At 71.3% G+C, this 16,885-nt stretch carries 12 protein-coding genes; 9 read left to right on the top strand and 3 right to left on the bottom strand.

Going from position 1 to position 16,885, the window contains the following annotated elements:
• Positions 1–114: 114 nt before the first annotated feature.
• The 3 genes from gltX to G7Z13_RS24965 form a co-directional block, all read right to left on the bottom strand.
• Positions 115–1,599 (bottom strand): glutamate--tRNA ligase, encoded by a 1,485-nt coding sequence (gltX, locus tag G7Z13_RS24975; protein ID WP_166002470.1) that lies wholly within the window; start codon positions 1,597–1,599, stop codon positions 115–117.
• A complete protein-coding gene (locus tag G7Z13_RS24970; RefSeq protein WP_166002469.1) occupies positions 1,592–2,377 on the bottom strand; it encodes a fumarylacetoacetate hydrolase family protein in 786 nt (261 codons plus the stop codon). Before G7Z13_RS24970 ends, gltX begins: the two co-directional genes overlap by 8 nt.
• Before the next feature lie 120 nt (positions 2,378–2,497).
• Positions 2,498–2,683, bottom strand: a complete 186-nt coding sequence (locus tag G7Z13_RS24965; protein WP_166002468.1) for a hypothetical protein — start codon at positions 2,681–2,683, stop codon at positions 2,498–2,500.
• Between the two features lie 550 nt (positions 2,684–3,233).
• On the opposite strand from G7Z13_RS24965, the gene G7Z13_RS24960 reads away from it, so the two are divergent.
• The 9 genes from G7Z13_RS24960 to G7Z13_RS24920 all read left to right on the top strand — a co-directional run bounded on the left by G7Z13_RS24960 (position 3,234) and on the right by G7Z13_RS24920 (position 16,870).
• Positions 3,234–7,061, top strand: coding sequence for a nitrate- and nitrite sensing domain-containing protein (locus G7Z13_RS24960; RefSeq protein ID WP_166002467.1), 3,828 nt, complete (start codon positions 3,234–3,236; stop codon positions 7,059–7,061).
• A gap of 9 nt (positions 7,062–7,070) precedes the next feature.
• A complete protein-coding gene (locus G7Z13_RS24955) occupies positions 7,071–7,484 on the top strand; it encodes a roadblock/LC7 domain-containing protein (protein ID WP_043504344.1) in 414 nt (137 codons plus the stop codon).
• A 112-nt stretch (positions 7,485–7,596) separates the two neighbouring features.
• A complete protein-coding gene (locus G7Z13_RS24950) occupies positions 7,597–7,995 on the top strand; it encodes a DUF742 domain-containing protein (protein WP_043504343.1) in 399 nt (132 codons plus the stop codon).
• Positions 7,976–8,563 carry an ATP/GTP-binding protein gene (locus G7Z13_RS24945; protein WP_166002466.1) on the top strand — a complete coding sequence of 196 codons (588 nt, stop codon included), beginning with the start codon at positions 7,976–7,978 and terminating at the stop codon, positions 8,561–8,563. Before G7Z13_RS24950 ends, G7Z13_RS24945 begins: the two co-directional genes overlap by 20 nt.
• 397 nt (positions 8,564–8,960) lie before the next feature.
• Positions 8,961–12,173: a nitrate- and nitrite sensing domain-containing protein gene (locus tag G7Z13_RS24940; protein WP_166002465.1), complete on the top strand. Its 3,213-nt coding sequence runs from the start codon at positions 8,961–8,963 to the stop codon at positions 12,171–12,173.
• Between the two features lie 10 nt (positions 12,174–12,183).
• Positions 12,184–12,597 (top strand): roadblock/LC7 domain-containing protein, encoded by a 414-nt coding sequence (locus G7Z13_RS24935; RefSeq protein WP_029385896.1) that lies wholly within the window; start codon positions 12,184–12,186, stop codon positions 12,595–12,597.
• A gap of 94 nt (positions 12,598–12,691) precedes the next feature.
• Positions 12,692–13,264, top strand: a complete 573-nt coding sequence (locus G7Z13_RS24930) for a DUF742 domain-containing protein (protein ID WP_166002464.1) — start codon at positions 12,692–12,694, stop codon at positions 13,262–13,264.
• The gene (locus G7Z13_RS24925) at positions 13,245–13,826 is read left to right on the top strand and encodes an ATP/GTP-binding protein (protein ID WP_166002463.1); all 582 of its coding nucleotides are present in this window, start codon (positions 13,245–13,247) and stop codon (positions 13,824–13,826) included. The genes G7Z13_RS24930 and G7Z13_RS24925 overlap by 20 nt, the downstream gene beginning before the upstream one ends.
• Positions 13,827–13,906: 80 nt before the next feature.
• Positions 13,907–16,870: an NACHT domain-containing protein gene (locus G7Z13_RS24920; protein ID WP_166002462.1), complete on the top strand. Its 2,964-nt coding sequence runs from the start codon at positions 13,907–13,909 to the stop codon at positions 16,868–16,870.
• Positions 16,871–16,885 lie beyond the last annotated feature (15 nt).

The following is a 16,885-nucleotide window of genomic DNA, read 5'->3' as shown; positions in this document are numbered from 1 at the left end:
AGATCTTCGACGAGAGCGCCTGTCTGGTCGACGAGCCCGACGCTCAGTGACCGGGATGTGACAGGGGCGGTACCCGGAAGTGCCGGGTACCGCCCCTTCACGTGTGCGTGGGCCTTACGCGGCCAGCTTCGCCAGCGCCGCGTCGATGCGGGCGAGGGTCTTCTCCCTGCCCAGGATCTCCAGGGACTCGAAGAGCGGCAGGCCGACCGTGCGGCCGGTGACGGCGACACGGACCGGGGCCTGGGCCTTGCCGAGCTTGAGGCCGTGGGCCTCGCCGGCGGCCAGGACGGCCTCCTTCAGGGACTCCGCGGAGGTCCAGTCGGCGGCCTCCAGCTTCTCGCGGGCCGTGCGCAGGAGGGCGTCGGAGCCCTCCTTCATCGCCTTGGTCCAGCTCGGCTCGTCGAAGACCGGCTCGGGCAGGAAGAGGAAGTCGACGTTGTCGGTGATCTCCGACAGGACCTTCAGGCGGGTCTGGGCGTGCGGGGCGATCGCCTGCCAGCGGTCCTCGTCGAAGTCCTCCGGCGCCCAGGGGGCGAAGGGGGCCTTCAGCCAGGGGCGGCAGCGCTCCGTGAAGTCCTTCACGTCCAGCATGCGGATGTGGTCGCCGTTGATCGCCTCGCACTTCTTCAGGTCGAAGCGGGCCGGGTTCGGGTTCACGTCCCGCACGTCGAAGGCGGCGACCATCTCGTCCATCGTGAAGATGTCCTGGTCGGCCGAGAGCGACCAGCCCAGCAGCGAGAGGTAGTTGAGCAGGCCCTCGGGGAGGAAGCCGCGCTCGCGGTACAGGTTCAGCGACGACTGCGGGTCCCGCTTGGAGAGCTTCTTGTTGCCCTCGCCCATGACGTACGGCAGGTGGCCGAACTCGGGGATGCCCTCGGCGATGCCCAGCTCGATGAGCGCCTTGTACAGGGCGATCTGGCGGGGGGTGGAGGAGAGCAGGTCCTCGCCGCGCAGGACGTGGGTGATCCCCATGAGGGCGTCGTCGACCGGGTTGACCAGGGTGTACAGCGGGGCGCCGTTGGCGCGGACGATGCCGTAGTCCGGGACGTTCTCCGGGGTGAAGGTCAGCTCGCCGCGGACCAGGTCGGTGAAGGTGATCGTCTCGTCGGGCATCCGGAAGCGGACGATCGGCTCGCGGCCCTGGGCCTCGTACTCCTCGACCTGGGCGGCGGTCAGCTCGCGGCAGTGGCCGTCGTAGCCGGACGGCCGGCCGGCGGCGCGGGCGGCCTCGCGGCGGGTGTCCAGCTCCTCCTGGGAGCAGTAGCAGCGGTAGGCGTAGCCGCCGTCGAGCAGCTTCTGTGCGACGTCCCGGTAGATGTCCATGCGCTGCGACTGGCGGTACGGCGCGTGGGGGCCGCCGACCTCGGGGCCCTCGTCCCAGTCGAAGCCGAGCCAGCGCATCGAGTCGAGGAGCTGCCGGTACGACTCCTCCGAGTCGCGGGCCGCGTCGGTGTCCTCGATGCGGAAGACCAGGGTGCCGCCGTGGTGCCGGGCGAACGCCCAGTTGAACAGGGCGGTGCGGACCAGGCCCACATGCGGGTTACCGGTCGGCGAGGGACAGAAACGGACGCGTACGGGAGAGCCGGGTGCGCTAGCCACGCTTGACAACCTTGTTGGTGAGAGTGCCGATGCCTTCGATGGTGACGGCGACCTCGTCGCCGACGTTCAGGGGGCCGACCCCTGCGGGGGTGCCGGTGAGGATCACGTCGCCGGGGAGCAGGGTCATCGCCTCGGAGATGTTGACGATCAGGTCCTCGATGGAGTGGATCATCTCGCTCGTGCGGCCGAGCTGGCGCTGTTCACCGTTGACGGTGAGCTGGACGGTCAGGTCGGAGGCCTGCTCCAGGTCCAGTCCGGTCTCCACCCAGGGGCCCAGCGGGCAGGAGGTGTCGAAGCCCTTGGCCCGTGCCCACTGCTTCTCGCGCCGCTGCACGTCGCGGGCGGTGATGTCGTTGGCGCAGGTGTAGCCGAAGATCACGTCCCTGACGCGGTCCCGCGGCACCTCGCGGCACATCCGGCCGATCACCACGGCCAGCTCGGCCTCGTGGTGGAGCTCCTCCGAGAAGGAGGGGTACTGGATGTCGTCGCCGGGGCCGATGACCGAGGTCGACGGCTTGAAGAAGGCGAAGGGCGCCTCGGGGACCTCGTTGCCCAGCTCGCGCGCGTGCTCCGCGTAGTTGCGGCCGAAGGCCACGACCTTGTTGGGGAGCACCGGCGGCAGCAGCCTGACCTTGCTCACCGGCACCTTCGTACCGGAGAGCTCGAAGTCCGCGAACGGGATGCCCTTGATGATGTCGAGGACGAGCTCGTCCGGCTTGTCGCCCTCGACCGCGCCGAAGGCGACGTTCCCGTCGATGGAGAACCTGGCGATGCGCACGGGATGCTTTGCCCCTTGACCTAGGCGGCGGGAGTCTGACGCTCCAGGCTAACGCGGCAAGGGCAGGGCGCCTCGCGCAATCCGCGCGAGGCGCCCTGGTCGACCCGTGGTGCGGGGGATCTACTCGGCGGCGGCGCCGGCCGGGATCTCCATGAGCACCGTACGCTTGGGGTTGGCCGTCTGGGACGGCAGCTCGACGGGGTGCTCCGGCTGCACCGGGGTCTGCAGTTCGCCGGCGTCCTTCAGGTGCGCCAGCGTCGTGCGCCGCGGGTTGGCAATTCTGTGGAACATCGTCGTCGTCTTCACGGGTGTCCTTGGGTCGTTGGCAGAACGGTGACTCCTGTAAAGCGTCAGGCTAAACATGCGGATTCCCGTCAAACGGCGGAAGTGTTCACGATCTGCGTGTGAGTTTGCTCACGAACTCTTGCCCAAATCGGTCATTTCTCCCTCGCGACCCATTCCCGCGAATCGGACATTAGCCATCTGAAGCGACCATTCCGCTCCTGATCATGGCGACTGGGACACCGCGCCCGCCTCGGCGACTCGTACGGGAATGTCCGTTATAAGGGGGACTCGGGTCTACATCTCGTGACCCGGCCCTCACGTGCTGTCACGGAGGTCACAGCCTGACCAACGGACCTTGTTGGAGATCCTGCACTGTGCTGGAATTCCACGGACCGCCGCAGGAACGAGCCGGCGCACAAGGGCGCGAGAACAGCGCCGAGTGGCGGCGAGAAGGGGGAAGCCAGCGCCGGTCACTCACGACCACCCGGGGACGTATTCAGGGCGTCCCCGACGACGCCGACACCGTCCTTCCGTTCGCGGAGGGACGCCTGGTCCAGAGGTTGCGACGCTAGTGCAGGGACGTTTCAAGAGGGATGGCAGCGGTTCGGCGGAGCCGGAGCCGCACGGCGGGACTGGCCCCATGGCCGGCAGCTCCTCGCCCCAGCACGCCCAGGGCCAGGGCCCGTCCGGTGACGGCGGCACGCGCTCCGGGCGGCCCGGCACGTCCGCGCCCGCCGGCCCGGCGAGCCCCGCGCCGGCCGTGAAGCCCCCGCAGGGCCCGACCGGCCCCGGCCCTCGAATAGCCCTGCGCAACTGGCGGATCTCGACCCGCCTGGTCGCGCTGCTCACCCTCCCCGTGGTCGCGGCCACCTCGCTGGGCGCGATGCGCATCAGCCAGTCCATGGAGGACATGCAGCAGCTCGACAACATGAAGCTGCTGACGGACATGACCGAGCAGGCCACCGTGCTGGCCGCGGCGCTCCAGGAGGAGCGCGACAAGTCCGCCGGCCCGCTGGCCCACGGCTCGACCTCCAGCGCCATCACCGTCAAGGGCTACCGGGACAAGACCGACCGCGCGCTGAAGAACTTCCTCGACTCCTCCGAGGAGATCGACAGCGCCAGCCGGGACGGCAACCTCCAGGGCGTGCGTGACAGCGTCGTCGGCCTGGCGCGCGACCTGATGACCCTGAACAAGGTCCGCAGCACGGCCTACGAGGCCAAGAACAACAACATGCAGACCGTCGAGGCCTACCACCGGCTGATCGAGAACCTGCTCGATCTGTCGCAGGACATGGCCGAGGCGACCAGCAACCCCGAGATGATCCAGCGCACGCGCGCCCTGGCGGCCTTCTCGTCCGCCAAGGAGTACGCGTCCGTCCAGCGCGCGATCCTCGCCGCGGCCCTGCCCGCGAACAAGACCACCTACGGCAACCTCTCCGCGAACGACCGCCTGTACGCCGAGTCGGCGCTGCAGAGCCAGAAGTCGGACATCAGCAGCTTCCGGAGCATCTACGGCGACGAGAACGCCGCCGAGCTGCTGGAGCCCATCGAAGAGGGCAACGCCACCATCGAGGCCACCGACCTGTACGCCTCGCGCGCGTTCGGCCGGCCCGAGGGCCTGGAGGGCCTGGAGAAGCGCTCGTACCAGGACTGGCTGGACGACAGCTCGGCGAAGATCGAGCAGATGAAGAAGATCGAGCGCACGCTGCTCGAGGAGATGGAGCAGAAGGCCCGCGAGCTGCGCAGCGAGTCGGAGCAGGAAGCGATCATCTCCGGTGCGCTGATCCTGCTCGTGCTCGGTGTGTCGCTGGTCGGCGCGTTCGTGGTGGCCCGCTCCATGATCCGCTCGCTGCGCCGGCTGGAGGACACCGCGACCAAGGTCGCCTCCGAGCGCCTGCCCGAGCTGGTCAAGCAGCTGTCCGAGGCCGACCCGCAGGACGTCGACACGTCCGTGGAGTCGGTCGGCGTGCACTCCCGGGACGAGATCGGCCGGGTGGCCGCGGCCTTCGACGACGTGCACCGCGAGGCGGTCCGCCTCGCCGCCGAGCAGGCCCTGCTGCGGGGCAACGTCAACGCGATGTTCACCAACCTCTCGCGCCGCTCCCAGGGCCTGATCCAGCGCCAGCTGTCGCTGATCTCCGAACTGGAGTCCCGCGAGGCCGACCCGGACCAGCTGGCCTCCCTGTTCAAGCTGGACCACCTCGCCACGCGTATGCGCCGTAACGGCGAGAACCTCCTCGTCCTCGCGGGCGAGGAGCCCGGCCGGCGCTGGACCCGCCCGGTCCCGCTGGTCGACGTGCTGCGCGCCGCCGCGTCCGAGGTGGAGCAGTACGAGCGCATCGAGCTGGCCGCCGTGCCGACCACGCAGGTCGCCGGCCGGGTCGTCAACGACCTCGTGCACCTGCTCGCCGAGCTGCTGGAGAACGCCACCTCGTTCTCCTCGCCGCAGACCAAGGTCAAGGTCACCGGTCACGCCCTGCCCGACGGGCGGGTGCTGATCGAGATCCACGACACCGGTATCGGTCTGTCCCCCGAGGACCTGGCCGCGATCAACGAGCGGCTCGCCTCGCCGCCCACCGTGGACGTCTCGGTCTCCCGCCGCATGGGTCTGTTCGTGGTCGGCCGGCTGTCCCAGCGCCACGGCATCCGCATCCAGCTGCGCCCGTCGGACTCCGGCGGTACGACCGCGCTGGTCATGCTGCCCGTCGACGTCGCCCAGGGCGGCAAGAAGCCGCAGCCCAAGCAGGGTCAGGGCCCCGGCATCTCCGGCGGTCCGGCCGCGGCGCAGGCCGCCGCGGGCGCTGCCGCGGCGCGCCGCCAGAACAGTGGTGCCCTCGGCGGCGGTGCCGGTGGCGGACTGCTCGGGGCCGGCCAGGGGCCGCGCGTCGCGCTGCCCGGCCGGGACGGGGCCGGCCGTCCGGGCGGGCCGGGTGCGCCCGGCGCCCCGCGCGGACCGCAGGGTGGTCCCGCGCCGCAGCAGGGCCGTCCGGCGCCCGCAGGTGCCGGTGCCGGTGCCCCGCAGGGTCTGCAGGCCGCCGGCGCGCCGCAGGGCCAAGGCCAGGGTCAGGGTCAGGACGCCCGCGGCCCCGTGGCGCCGCAGCGCGGTACCGCGAACCGCAACGACCAGAACGGCGAGCGCGGCCGGCGCGGCCGCCGGCCGCAGCTGCCGCCGCGCGGCGGGGCGCGCGCCGAGCTGCCGGGCGGCAGCCCGCAGCGCGTGCCCAGCTGGAGCGACGAGAACGCCCAGCCGCCGCTGGGCCGTGCCTCGCTGGACGCCCCGCGCGGTCACGAGGAGCCGGACGCCGCGCAGACCTCCCGGATGGCACCGGTCGACGACCGCCAGGGTCCCGGCGCCACCGCCGAGATGCCGGCGATCCCGCGCGGTGACGAGCACCAGGTGCCGCCCGCCGGTACCGGCTACGGCCACCCGGGCACGAACGGCCCGCAGCAGACCGGCCAGTTCGTCCGCCCGGACGTGTTCGGCACGCCCGCCGCGGGCGACCCGTCGGGCACCGGCCAGTTCCCGGCCGCCCAGCCGCAGGGCTACGACAACGGCTCCACCGGCCAGTTCGCCGCCCAGCAGGGGTACGACGGCTCCACCACGGGCCAGTCCCCCGCCCCGCAGGCGTACGACAACGGCTCGACCGGGCAGTTCCCGGCCGCTCAGCCGCAGGCGTACGACAACGGCTCGACCGGCCAGTTCCCGGCGGCCCAGCCGCAGGGCTACGACAACGGCTCCACCGGCCAGTTCCCGGTTCCGGCGCAGGACGGCTCGGCCACCGGCCGGCACGCCCTGCCCGGCGGCCGGCAGCACGGCCAGAACGACTTCGGTGCCCAGCGCGGTCCGCAGCGCGCGCAGGCCCGGCCCGGGCGTACCGAGCCGGAGGCGCTGCCGCCGGCGACCGGCCCCGGCGACGGGCGTACGCCGCTGTACGACACGCTGGAGACCAACTGGTTCCACGGCCAGCAGGGTCAGCAGGCCCAGCAGGGTCAGGCGGGCCGGCCCGCGCCGCAGGCCCGGCCCGAGCAGGCGCAGGGCAACGGCTCCGCGCCGGACCGCGCCCAGCAGCCGCAGACTCCCTCCGGACCGCAGCGGGCGGCCTCGGCCGCCTGGCGCAGCTCGCCGAACGACGACCTCGTGAAGCAGGCCGAGCGCGTCCGCCAGCCCGCCGCAGGCGGGGTCACCACGTCCGGCCTGCCGCGCCGGGTGCCGAGGGCGAACCTCGTCCCGGGCACCGCGCAGCAGCAGCCGGTGCAGAGCGGTCCGCAGGTCTCGCGTGCTCCCCAGGACGTACGCGGCCGGCTGACCAACCTCCGTCGGGGTATCGCACAGGGCCGTCAGGCCGGTTCGGGCCAGACGGGCAGTTTCCCGAGCCCCACTCACCCGCAGGAGCGCTAGTTGAGTCAGATGAGCCAGGCGGCACAGAATCTGAACTGGTTGATCACCAACTTCGTGGACAACACCCCCGGGGTGTCCCACACCGTCGTCGTGTCCGCCGACGGCCTTCTGCTGGCGCTCTCCGAGGGCTTCCCGCGCGACCGGGCCGACCAGCTGGCGGCCGTGGCGTCGGGGCTCACCTCGCTGACGGCCGGAGCGTCCCGGATCTTCGAGGGCGGCACCGTGGCACAGACCGTCGTCGAGATGGAGCGGGGATTCCTCTTCCTCATGTCCATCTCGGACGGCTCGTCACTGGCCGTCCTGGCGCACCCCGAGGCGGACATCGGCCTCGTCGGCTACGAGATGGCCCTGCTCGTGGACCGTGCGGGCGCGGTGCTCACGCCGGACCTGCGCGCCGAACTGCAAGGCAGTCTGCTTCACTGACCGACCCAAGATCCACCCGTCTCACCAAATCACCGTCCGGCCGCCACAATCCCCCCACCGGCCCCGCTCAGACGGCTTGACTGACCGACTTGCTGTCCCGCCCGGAGGATTCATGACCCCGCCCACCGCCTCTCATGATCCGTACTCAGATCCGTACGGGGACGAGGGCGACCAGCCGCTGGTTCGTCCCTACGCGATGACCGGCGGCCGGACCCGGCCGCGCTACCAGCTCGCCCTCGAGGCCCTGATCAGCACGACGGCCGACCCGGCAGCGCTCATGGGGCTGCTTCCCGAGCACCAGCGCATCTGCCATCTGTGCCGCGAGGTGAAGTCGGTCGCCGAGGTGTCGGCGCTGCTGAACATGCCGCTCGGTGTGGCCCGGATCCTGGTCGCGGACCTGGCCGAGGCCGGACTGGTGGCCGTCCACCAGCCGGGTGGCGACGAGAACAACGGCGGTGCGCCGGACGTGACACTGCTCGAAAGGGTGCTCAGTGGACTTCGCAAGCTCTAGCGGGGCCGTCGCTCCAGGACGTTCCACCACGTCCGCGAAGATCGTGGTGGCGGGCGGCTTCGGCGTGGGCAAGACCACGTTCGTCGGCGCCGTCTCGGAGATCAACCCGCTGCGCACGGAGGCCGTCATGACGTCCGCCTCGGCGGGCATCGACGACCTCACTCACACCGGGGACAAGACGACCACGACGGTCGCCATGGACTTCGGACGTATCACGCTCGACCAGGACCTGATCCTGTACCTGTTCGGCACACCGGGCCAGGACCGCTTCTGGTTCATGTGGGACGACCTGGTGCGCGGCGCCATCGGCGCGGTGGTCCTCGTGGACACCCGGCGGCTGGCCGACTGCTTCCCCGCGGTCGACTACTTCGAGAACAGCGGGCTGCCGTTCGTGGTGGCGCTCAACGGCTTCGACGGGCACCAGCCGTACACGCCCGACGAGGTGCGCGAGGCGCTGCAGATCGGGCCGGACACCCCGATCATCACCACCGACGCCCGGCACCGGGCGGACGCCAAGTCCGCCCTGATCACGCTGGTCGAGCACGCGCTGATGGCGCGGCTGAAGTAGCGGCCAAGTGCGCCGTGCGCGACGGCAGTTGCCGGGGCGTTCCGGCCGGCACGACGCGGCGGGCGGAGCCGACTGTGGGCTTGGACACGGTCGGCTCCGCTGTTCATAACGTTTCGGCAGAGGAATCGGCGGGTACCGCCACGCGACGCGGTCGCATGGTGTCGCTGCGCGCACAAAGGCCCCGTCTTTTGGCGGGGCTCGCTCTTTATGACCGTTTTATCTGCGGCCTTCCTCACGGGGCTCCGGCGGTTCCCCATGTTTGGAAGAGCGCTGGTCCACGTGCTGGAATGCCTGAACTGCCCAATAGTCAAAGACGTACTCAGTGGTCGATGGCGATCTGGGCTCTGAGACACTGCGGCACGACGTAGGTGCCGACCGCCGAGAGGTTGTTGGTCGAGTGAGGCGAAGCAAGAACGGTCCCGAGCCGCCCGCCCGGGGCAACTTCACCCCGCCGCCGCGCGGAGCGGCGTCCGCCCCTGGTGTGCCCGGTTCGGAGCCCACGGCCGCCCCCGCTCCGAGCGGCGGCCGTTTCTCCCCGCGCAACTGGCGGGTGACGACCCGACTCAACGCGATCCTGCTCATACCCGTGCTGGTCGGCCTGGTCATGGGCGGTTTCCAGGTGAAGAGCTCGATCGACACCTGGCAGGAGGCCGAGGACGCGGAGAACACCGCGCGTCTGGTGCGGGCCTCCCTCACCTACGCCGACGCCCTCTACAACGAGCGCGACACCACCGCCGCCCCGCTGCTGCAGGGCAAGGGCCGGGACGACCAGGCCGTGGCCGCCGCCCGCAAGAAGACCGACGCGGCCGCCGACGCCTTCGACGCGGCCGCCGAGAGCATGCCCTCGAAGGCGGGCCTGGAGCGCCGGCTGGAGCTGTTCCGCAAGGTCGAGCCCCAGCTGGAGGCGCTGCGCCAGGCCGCGTACACGACCCGTCTGAAGGGCGTGGAGACGCAGGAGGGCTACGTCAAGGTCGCCCACCCGCTGATGGAGATGGCCAACGAGCTCGGTCTGGGCACCGGCAACATCACCAGCTACGGCCGTACCGTCTACGCCATCTCGCTGACCAAGGCCGCCCTGTCGCTGCAGCGGTCCATCGGTATGCAGCTGCTGGTGAAGCCGGGCCCCGGCAACGGCGACTTCGCCTCCCAGCGCACCTCCCTCGCCTCGTACGCCTACCTCGAGCGCATCGCCATCGAGGAGTACATCGGCGGTGGCACCGAGGCCGACGCGGACAAGCTGGAAGCGGCCAGGAAGCAGATTGGGACCGACGCCGCGGCGGCGGCCAGGGAAGCCATCGCGCAGGACCCGAACTACAAGGCGCCGCCGTCCGACCCGGCCAAGATGGTCGGCCTGGTCGCCGGTCTGCAGGACACCTCCCGCGCCGAGCGGGCCCGGATCGCCGCGCTGGGCGTCACCCCGGACAACTGGTGGGCGGTCAACACCCTCAAGTACGACGCGTACCGCCAGATCGAGGCCGACCTCGCGGACACGGCCGTGAACGAGGCCTCCGAGATCGCCGCCGACGCGAAGACGGACGCCTTCATCACCGGTGCCGCCGTCGTGATCGCGCTGCTGGCCGCGTTCATCCTGGCCGGCATGGTGGCCCGCCAGATGAGCCACTCGATGCGCCAGCTGCGCAACGCCGCCTTCGGCATCGCCGAGCAGCGGCTGCCGATGCTGGTCGACCAGCTCTCGCGCACCGACCCCGGCCGGGTCGACACCCGCGTCGCGCCCATCCCGATCACCTCCACGGACGAGATCGGCGAGGTCGCCCGCGCCTTCGACCAGGTCCACCGCGAGGCCGTGCGGCTCGCCGCCGAGCAGGCGCTGCTGCGGGGCAACATCAACGCGATCTTCACCAACCTGTCGCGCCGCAACCAGTCGCTGATCGAGGGCCAGCTGACCCTGATCACCGAGCTGGAGAACAACGAGGCCGACCCGGACCAGCTGGAGAACCTCTTCAAGCTGGACCACCTGGCCACCCGTATGCGCCGCAACGGCGAGAACCTGCTGGTCCTCGCCGGCGAGGAGCCCGGCCGCCGCTGGGACCAGCCGGTCCCGCTGGTCGACGTGCTGCGCGCCGCCTCCTCCGAGGTGGAGCAGTACGAGCGCATCGAGATATCCGGCGTGCCCGAGGCGGACATCCACGGCCGCGCCGTGACCGACCTCGTGCACCTGCTGGCCGAGCTGCTGGAGAACGCCACCACGTTCTCCTCCCCGCAGACCAAGGTGCGGGTCACCGCGACCCGTCTGCCCGACGGCCGCGTGATGATCGAGATCCACGACAAGGGCATCGGCCTGACCGCCGAGGACTTCGCGGACATCAACCACAAGCTGGCCAACCCGCCGACCGTGGACGCCGCGATCTCGCAGCGCATGGGCCTGTTCGTGGTCGGCCGGCTGTCCGACCGGCACGGCATCCGCGTCCAGCTGCGCCCCTCGGGCGAGCAGGCCGGCACGACCTCGCTGGTCATGCTGCCCGACGCGATCACCCACGGTGGCGGTGGCGACGGCTCGCTGGACCGCGAGGAGTTCACGGTCTCGCAGATCATCCCGGAGCAGCAGTTCCAGGGTGAGGACTTCAGCCAGCCGCTGCGCACCGCGGCGGAGCTGGGCTTCGACGACAGCCGCTACACCGAGGTCCCGGACGACATCCGCGAGCTGGACCCGGTCGGCCGTTCCCTCATGCGTGAGGAGCGCCGCGCGGCGCTGGAGGCGCAGACCCACGGCCAGCAGTCCCCGGAGTCCACCGGCGAGACGGCGTACCCGGCGGACGGCTTCGACCAGCAGACCGGGCAGCACGCCTACGACGGCGGCCAGGGCGGTTACGCCGAGCAGACCGGCTACGGTCAGCAGCAGGCGTACGAGGAGCAGCAGCCGTCGTACGACGACTCCTACTTCGCGCAGGACGGCGGGCTGCCGCGCAACGATGGATTCCAGGCGACCGGCGGCTACCCGGAGCCCGCGTATGCGGAGTCCGGCCAGAGCGAGCACGCCGCGGCGCCGAACGCTGCCTCGGAGACCTACTCGGGCTTCGAAGAGCAGTCCTACCAGGCTGACTGGCAGCAGCAGGACGGTTACCAGGGCGGTTACCCGGACCAGTACGCTCCCGAAGCGGAATCTGTGCAGGCCGCTGACGCGAGTGAGCGGGACCGCGTAGGCTTCGACCGTCCGGGACCGGCTTCCCCCGCCGGGCACGAGCTGACCGACGCCGGGCTTCCGCGCCGCGGATCCACCGCGAGCGGAACCACGGGCGGCGCCGCGCAGCGCGGGAACCAGGAAACGCCGGCCCCCTCCCCGGAGAGCAACGGCGACACCGGCTGGCGCTCGGCGAACGACGAGCGGTGGCAGCAGGCCGCGCAGCTCCGGAAGCCGAAGGCGGGCGGAGTGACCTCCTCCGGCCTGCCGCGGCGGGTGCCCAAGGCCAATCTGGTCGAGGGCTCCGCGGAGTCGACCCCGCAGGGAGGCCCACAGGTCTCCCGCGCCCCCGAGGACGTCCGGGGCAGGCTGAGCAACCTGCGCCGGGGAGTGCAGCGGGGACGCACCGCAGGAAGTGAAACGAACGGCCAGGGCTTCGGTCCTGACAGCACCTACAACCAGGAGCGTTAGTGTGAGCCCGATGAGCCAGGCGGCACAGAACCTGAACTGGTTGATCACCAACTTCGTGGACAACACCCCCGGGGTGTCCCACACCGTGGTGGTCTCCGCCGACGGACTCCTTCTGGCGATGTCCGAAGGCTTTCCCCGCGACCGCGCCGACCAGCTCGCGGCCGTCGCCTCCGGTCTGACCTCGCTGACCGCCGGTGCCTCGCGCATCTTCGAGGGCGGGAACGTGAACCAGACGGTTGTGGAGATGGAGCGGGGATTCCTCTTCATCATGTCCATCTCGGACGGTTCGTCGCTCGCGGTTCTCGCCCACCCGGAAGCGGACATCGGCCTCATTGGGTACGAGATGGCCCTTCTCGTGGACCGCGCGGGCACGGTTCTCACCCCGGATCTCCGTGCGGAGCTCCAGGGGAGCCTTCTCAACTAACAGACAGACGGTGCGTTTTCGCGTCCCGGGGCCGTAAGGTTTCGGGACGCGGCTCCACAGGGATGGGTGCCCGGCACAGTCGGAGGAGGAGAAAGTGGCAACACCCCCAGGCGGTTCGTCTTCGGGTAACTGGTCGTACGGCCCTGCCCAGGGCCAGCACGACGGTTCCCAGAACCGGTACAACTTTCCCTCCACCCCCAGCCACCGGCAGCCGTACGCGCCGCAGGGTCCCGGCCCCGCGCCCTACGACCAGCCGCAGGCACCGCGTATCCAGCCCGTGCAGCCGCAGCGCCGCACCCCTGAGCCGGCGCCCGCCGGGGCGTCGAACAACCCCCTGGTGCGTCCGTACGCCATGACGGGCGGCCGCACCAGGCCGCGGTACCAGCTCGCCATCGAGGCGCTGGTGCACACCACCGCGGCTCCGCATCAGATGCAGGGCCAGCTGCCCGAGCATCAGCGGATCTGCAACCTCTGCCGGGAGATCAAGTCGGTGGCCGAGATCTCGGCCCTGCTGACGATCCCCCTCGGCGTGGCCAGGATCCTCGTCGCCGACTTGGCGGAGGCGGGACTGGTCGCCATCCATCAGCCCGGCGGCGACGAGAACGCCGGTGGCCAGCCAGACGTGACACTGCTCGAAAGGGTGCTCAGTGGACTTCGCAAGCTCTAGCGGCGGTCCTTCCCGCTCCACCACCTCCGCGAAGATCGTGGTGGCGGGCGGCTTCGGCGTGGGCAAGACCACGTTCGTCGGCGCCGTCTCGGAGATCAACCCGCTGCGCACGGAGGCCGTCATGACGTCCGCTTCGGCAGGCATCGACGACCTCACCCACACCGGAGACAAGACCACGACGACCGTGGCCATGGACTTCGGACGTATCACCCTGGACCAGGACCTCATCCTGTACCTGTTCGGCACGCCCGGCCAGGACCGCTTCTGGTTCATGTGGGACGACCTGGTGCGCGGCGCCATCGGCGCGGTGGTGCTGGTCGACACGCGGAGGCTCGCCGACTGCTTCCCCGCCGTCGACTACTTCGAGAACAGCGGCCTGCCCTTCGTCATCGCCCTGAACGGCTTCGACGGCAACCAGCCGTACACCCCCGACGAGGTCCGCGAGGCCCTGCAGATCGGCCCGGACACCCCGATCATCACGACGGACGCCCGTCACCGCGCGGACGCCAAGTCGACGCTGATCACGCTCGTGGAGCACGCGCTGATGGCGCGCCTGCGGTAGCCGGGCACTTCCGCCTTGCGGCCTCCGTTCCTCCTGTGGGAGGGATGGGGGCCGCAGTTGTCTTCTGGGAGGGGCGGAGAATGAGCGCGGAGGCGGCGGCCTTACGGCTGGGGACGACCGTGGCGACCACGGCGGCGCAGCTGTGGCTGGGCGGGAAGCGGCGCGAGCAGGAGCGCCGGATGCCGATGGCCGAGCTGGTCCGGGTGCGGGTGCCCGGCCTGCGGTTCCAGCGGAGTGTGGAGCGGCAGTTCGGAGAGATCGCGGACGCGGTGTTCGACCGGCTGGCGCCGTTCCTGGAACGGGAGTTGCGTGGACTGGACGAGAGCGGCCGGCAGGCGGTGCTGAACGGGGTCTGCGACACCTTCGCCCGGGCCGACCTGTCCGACGAGGCGGTGCTGGCGGCGGACGCGAACCCGGCGGAGCTGGTGCGGCGCATCACGGCGTCGGTGCCGGCGCCCGTGGGGCTGAGCGAGGCCGAGGAGCGGCTGTACGAGGCGCTGTTCGCGGAGTGCTGCGAGTACTACGTACGGATCGTGCGGAGCCTGCCCGTGTTCGAGGAGCGGGCGCTGACGGAGCTGCTGGCCCGGACGACGTCGCTGGGCGCGGAGATCGCCCGCGTCCTGGAGCGGCTGCCGGACCGGTCGCTGTTCGCGCCCGAGGGCACGGACCGGGACGCGGAGTTCCGGCGCCGCTATCTGGAGCTGGTCAGCACGACGCTGGACGAGGTGGAGCTGTTCCGGCGCACCTCGGAGCGGGCGGCGGCGCAGGCGCGGCTGTCGGTGGCGTACGTCAGCCTGCGGGCGACCGGCGACGACGGGAGCCGGCGGCGCGCCGGGGGCCGGTCCGTTCCGCTGCTGCGGCCCGACATGAGCGACTGGGAGCAGGGCGGCGGCGAGAGCTCCGGGATGCGGGTCGAGGCCGCGCTGGGCGGTGCCTCGCGGGTGCTGCTGCGGGGCGAGGCCGGCTCCGGGAAGACGACGCTGCTGCGCTGGCTGGCGGTCACGGCGGCGCGCGGCGCGTTCACCGGCGAGCTGGCCGGGTGGAACGGGCTGACGCCGGTGTTCGTGAAGCTGCGCGAGTACAGCGGGCGGGCGCTGCCGGGGCCGGAGGCGATGCTGGACTCGGTGGCCGGTCATCTGACGGGCGTCATGCCGAAGGCGTGGGTGGAGCGGCAGCTGGAGTCCGGCAAGGCGCTGCTGCTCATCGACGGGGTCGACGAGCTGCTGGACGGCGAGCGGCGGGGCGTGCGGGAGTGGCTGCGCAAGCTGCTGGCGGCGTACGGGGACGTGCGGGTGGTGGTGACGTCCCGGCCCGCTGCCGCGGGGGCGGACTGGCTGCGCCGGGAGGAGTTCACCGCCCTGCACCTGGACCGGATGACGCCCCCGGACCTGGCCGCGTTCGTCCGGCAGTGGCACCAGGCGGTGCGGGAGCTGGGCGAGGAGCTGCCGTGCGAGGTGGAGGAGCTGCCGGGGTACGAACAGTCGTTGCTGAACGCGCTGAAGGACCGGCCGCATCTGCAGTCCCTGGCGGGGACGCCGCTGCTCGCTTCCCTGCTGTGCGCGATGCACGTGAACCGGGGCAGTCAGCTTCCCCGGGACCGGATGGAGCTGTACCGCAGCGCGCTGCACACGCTCGTCCACGAGCGGGACGCGCACCGCAACGTACCGAGCGCGCTGGACGACGGGCTCGGCCTGAAGGACAAGCTGGTGCTGCTGCGGGACCTCGCCTGGCGGCTGTCCGACAACAACCGCAGTGAGATCTCGCTGGAGCAGGCCGGGGTGTTCGTCGGGCGCAAGCTGGCGGGGATGCGGCATCTGGACGAGCAGGACGGGGCGCGGGTGCTGGAGCAGCTGCGGCACCGCTCCGGGGTGCTGCGCTCCCCCGCCGTGGGGCGGATGGACTTCGTGCACCGGACGTTCCAGGAGTACCTGGCCGCGGAGGAGGCGGCGGAGGAGGACCGCATCGGCAACCTGGTGGAGCGGGCCCACCTGGACCTGTGGCGCGAGACCATCATCATGGCCGCGGGCCATGCCAACCGGCCGCAGCGGGAGGAGCTGCTGGGCGGGATCCTGGACCGGGCGGAGGCGGAACCCCGGCACGCGCGCAAGCTGCGGTTGCTGGCGGCGGCGTGTCAGGAGACGGTGCCGGCGGTCTCCGACGGGTTGGCGGGGCGGCTGGACGAGGCGGTGGGGGCGTTGCTGCCACCGCGGCGCGAGACGGACCCGCCCGCGCTCGCGGCTGTGGGGACGAGTCTGCTGCGCTCGCTGCCCCGGTCCTTGAGCGGGCTGACGGAGAAGGCCGCGGCGCAGACGGTGCGGACGGTGGCGCTCGTCGGGGGCGAGGAGGCGCTGGGGCTGCTGGAGGAGTACGCGCAGAATGCTCCCGCCCACGCGGTCCGCGCTTTCCTCAACGGCTGGCGGTACTTCGACGCGGACGCCTATGTGGACCGGGTTCTGTCACGGTTGCCTCTGGAAGGCCGGCTGGTCGACCTGACCCACTCCGGCCAGTGGCGTCCCCTGCTGCGGCTGCGCTCGGTCACCAGCCTCTCGACCGACTACCCCCTCGCGGACTTCGCGGCCGTCGCCGAACTTCCCCCACTGCGCCAGCTGGTCTGCTTCAGGCTCCGCGGCGACGTGGACCTGTCGGTCCTGCGGGCCCATACCGGCCTGGAGGTTCTCGCGCTGTCGGGCGGCCCCTCGATGGCGCTGACCTGTCTCGACACGCTGGGCGAGCTGCCGGAGCTGGAGTTCCTGCACCTCAGTCTCAACGACCGTTCCGACCTGGGCCATCTGCGGCTCGGACCGAAGGTCGAACAGCTCTCGCTGGTGTCGGGGACCGAGAAGCCGTGTCTGCCGAGAGGACTCGACGCGGTAACGGCCACCCCGGGGCTGGCCCTGAGTCTGCACAGCGTGGACGTCGCCGCGTGGCTGGACTCACCCGGGTTCATCGTCCCCAGGGTGCGGCGTCTGTCCATGTACGACTGTGTCCTGCCCGACGACCCCGGCGCCCTGGACTTCCCCGGCGTGGAGGTCGTCGTGCACTGAACGCACCACGGCCCC

Origin of the sequence: Streptomyces sp. JB150 (genome assembly GCF_011193355.1) — a bacterium.
Lineage (GTDB): Bacteria > Actinomycetota > Actinomycetes > Streptomycetales > Streptomycetaceae > Streptomyces.
Note: the sequence above shows the minus strand (reverse complement) of the source record. Positions and strands in the feature narration are given on the sequence as shown.

Coding starts and splice junctions, on each gene's coding strand:
- G7Z13_RS24935 (WP_029385896.1), top strand. CDS start 12,184: ATGAGCCAGGCGGCACAGAACCTGAACTGGTTGATCACCAACTTCGTG.
- G7Z13_RS24920 (WP_166002462.1), top strand. CDS start 13,907: ATGAGCGCGGAGGCGGCGGCCTTACGGCTGGGGACGACCGTGGCGACC.
- G7Z13_RS24950 (WP_043504343.1), top strand. CDS start 7,597: ATGACCCCGCCCACCGCCTCTCATGATCCGTACTCAGATCCGTACGGG.
- G7Z13_RS24955 (WP_043504344.1), top strand. CDS start 7,071: ATGAGCCAGGCGGCACAGAATCTGAACTGGTTGATCACCAACTTCGTG.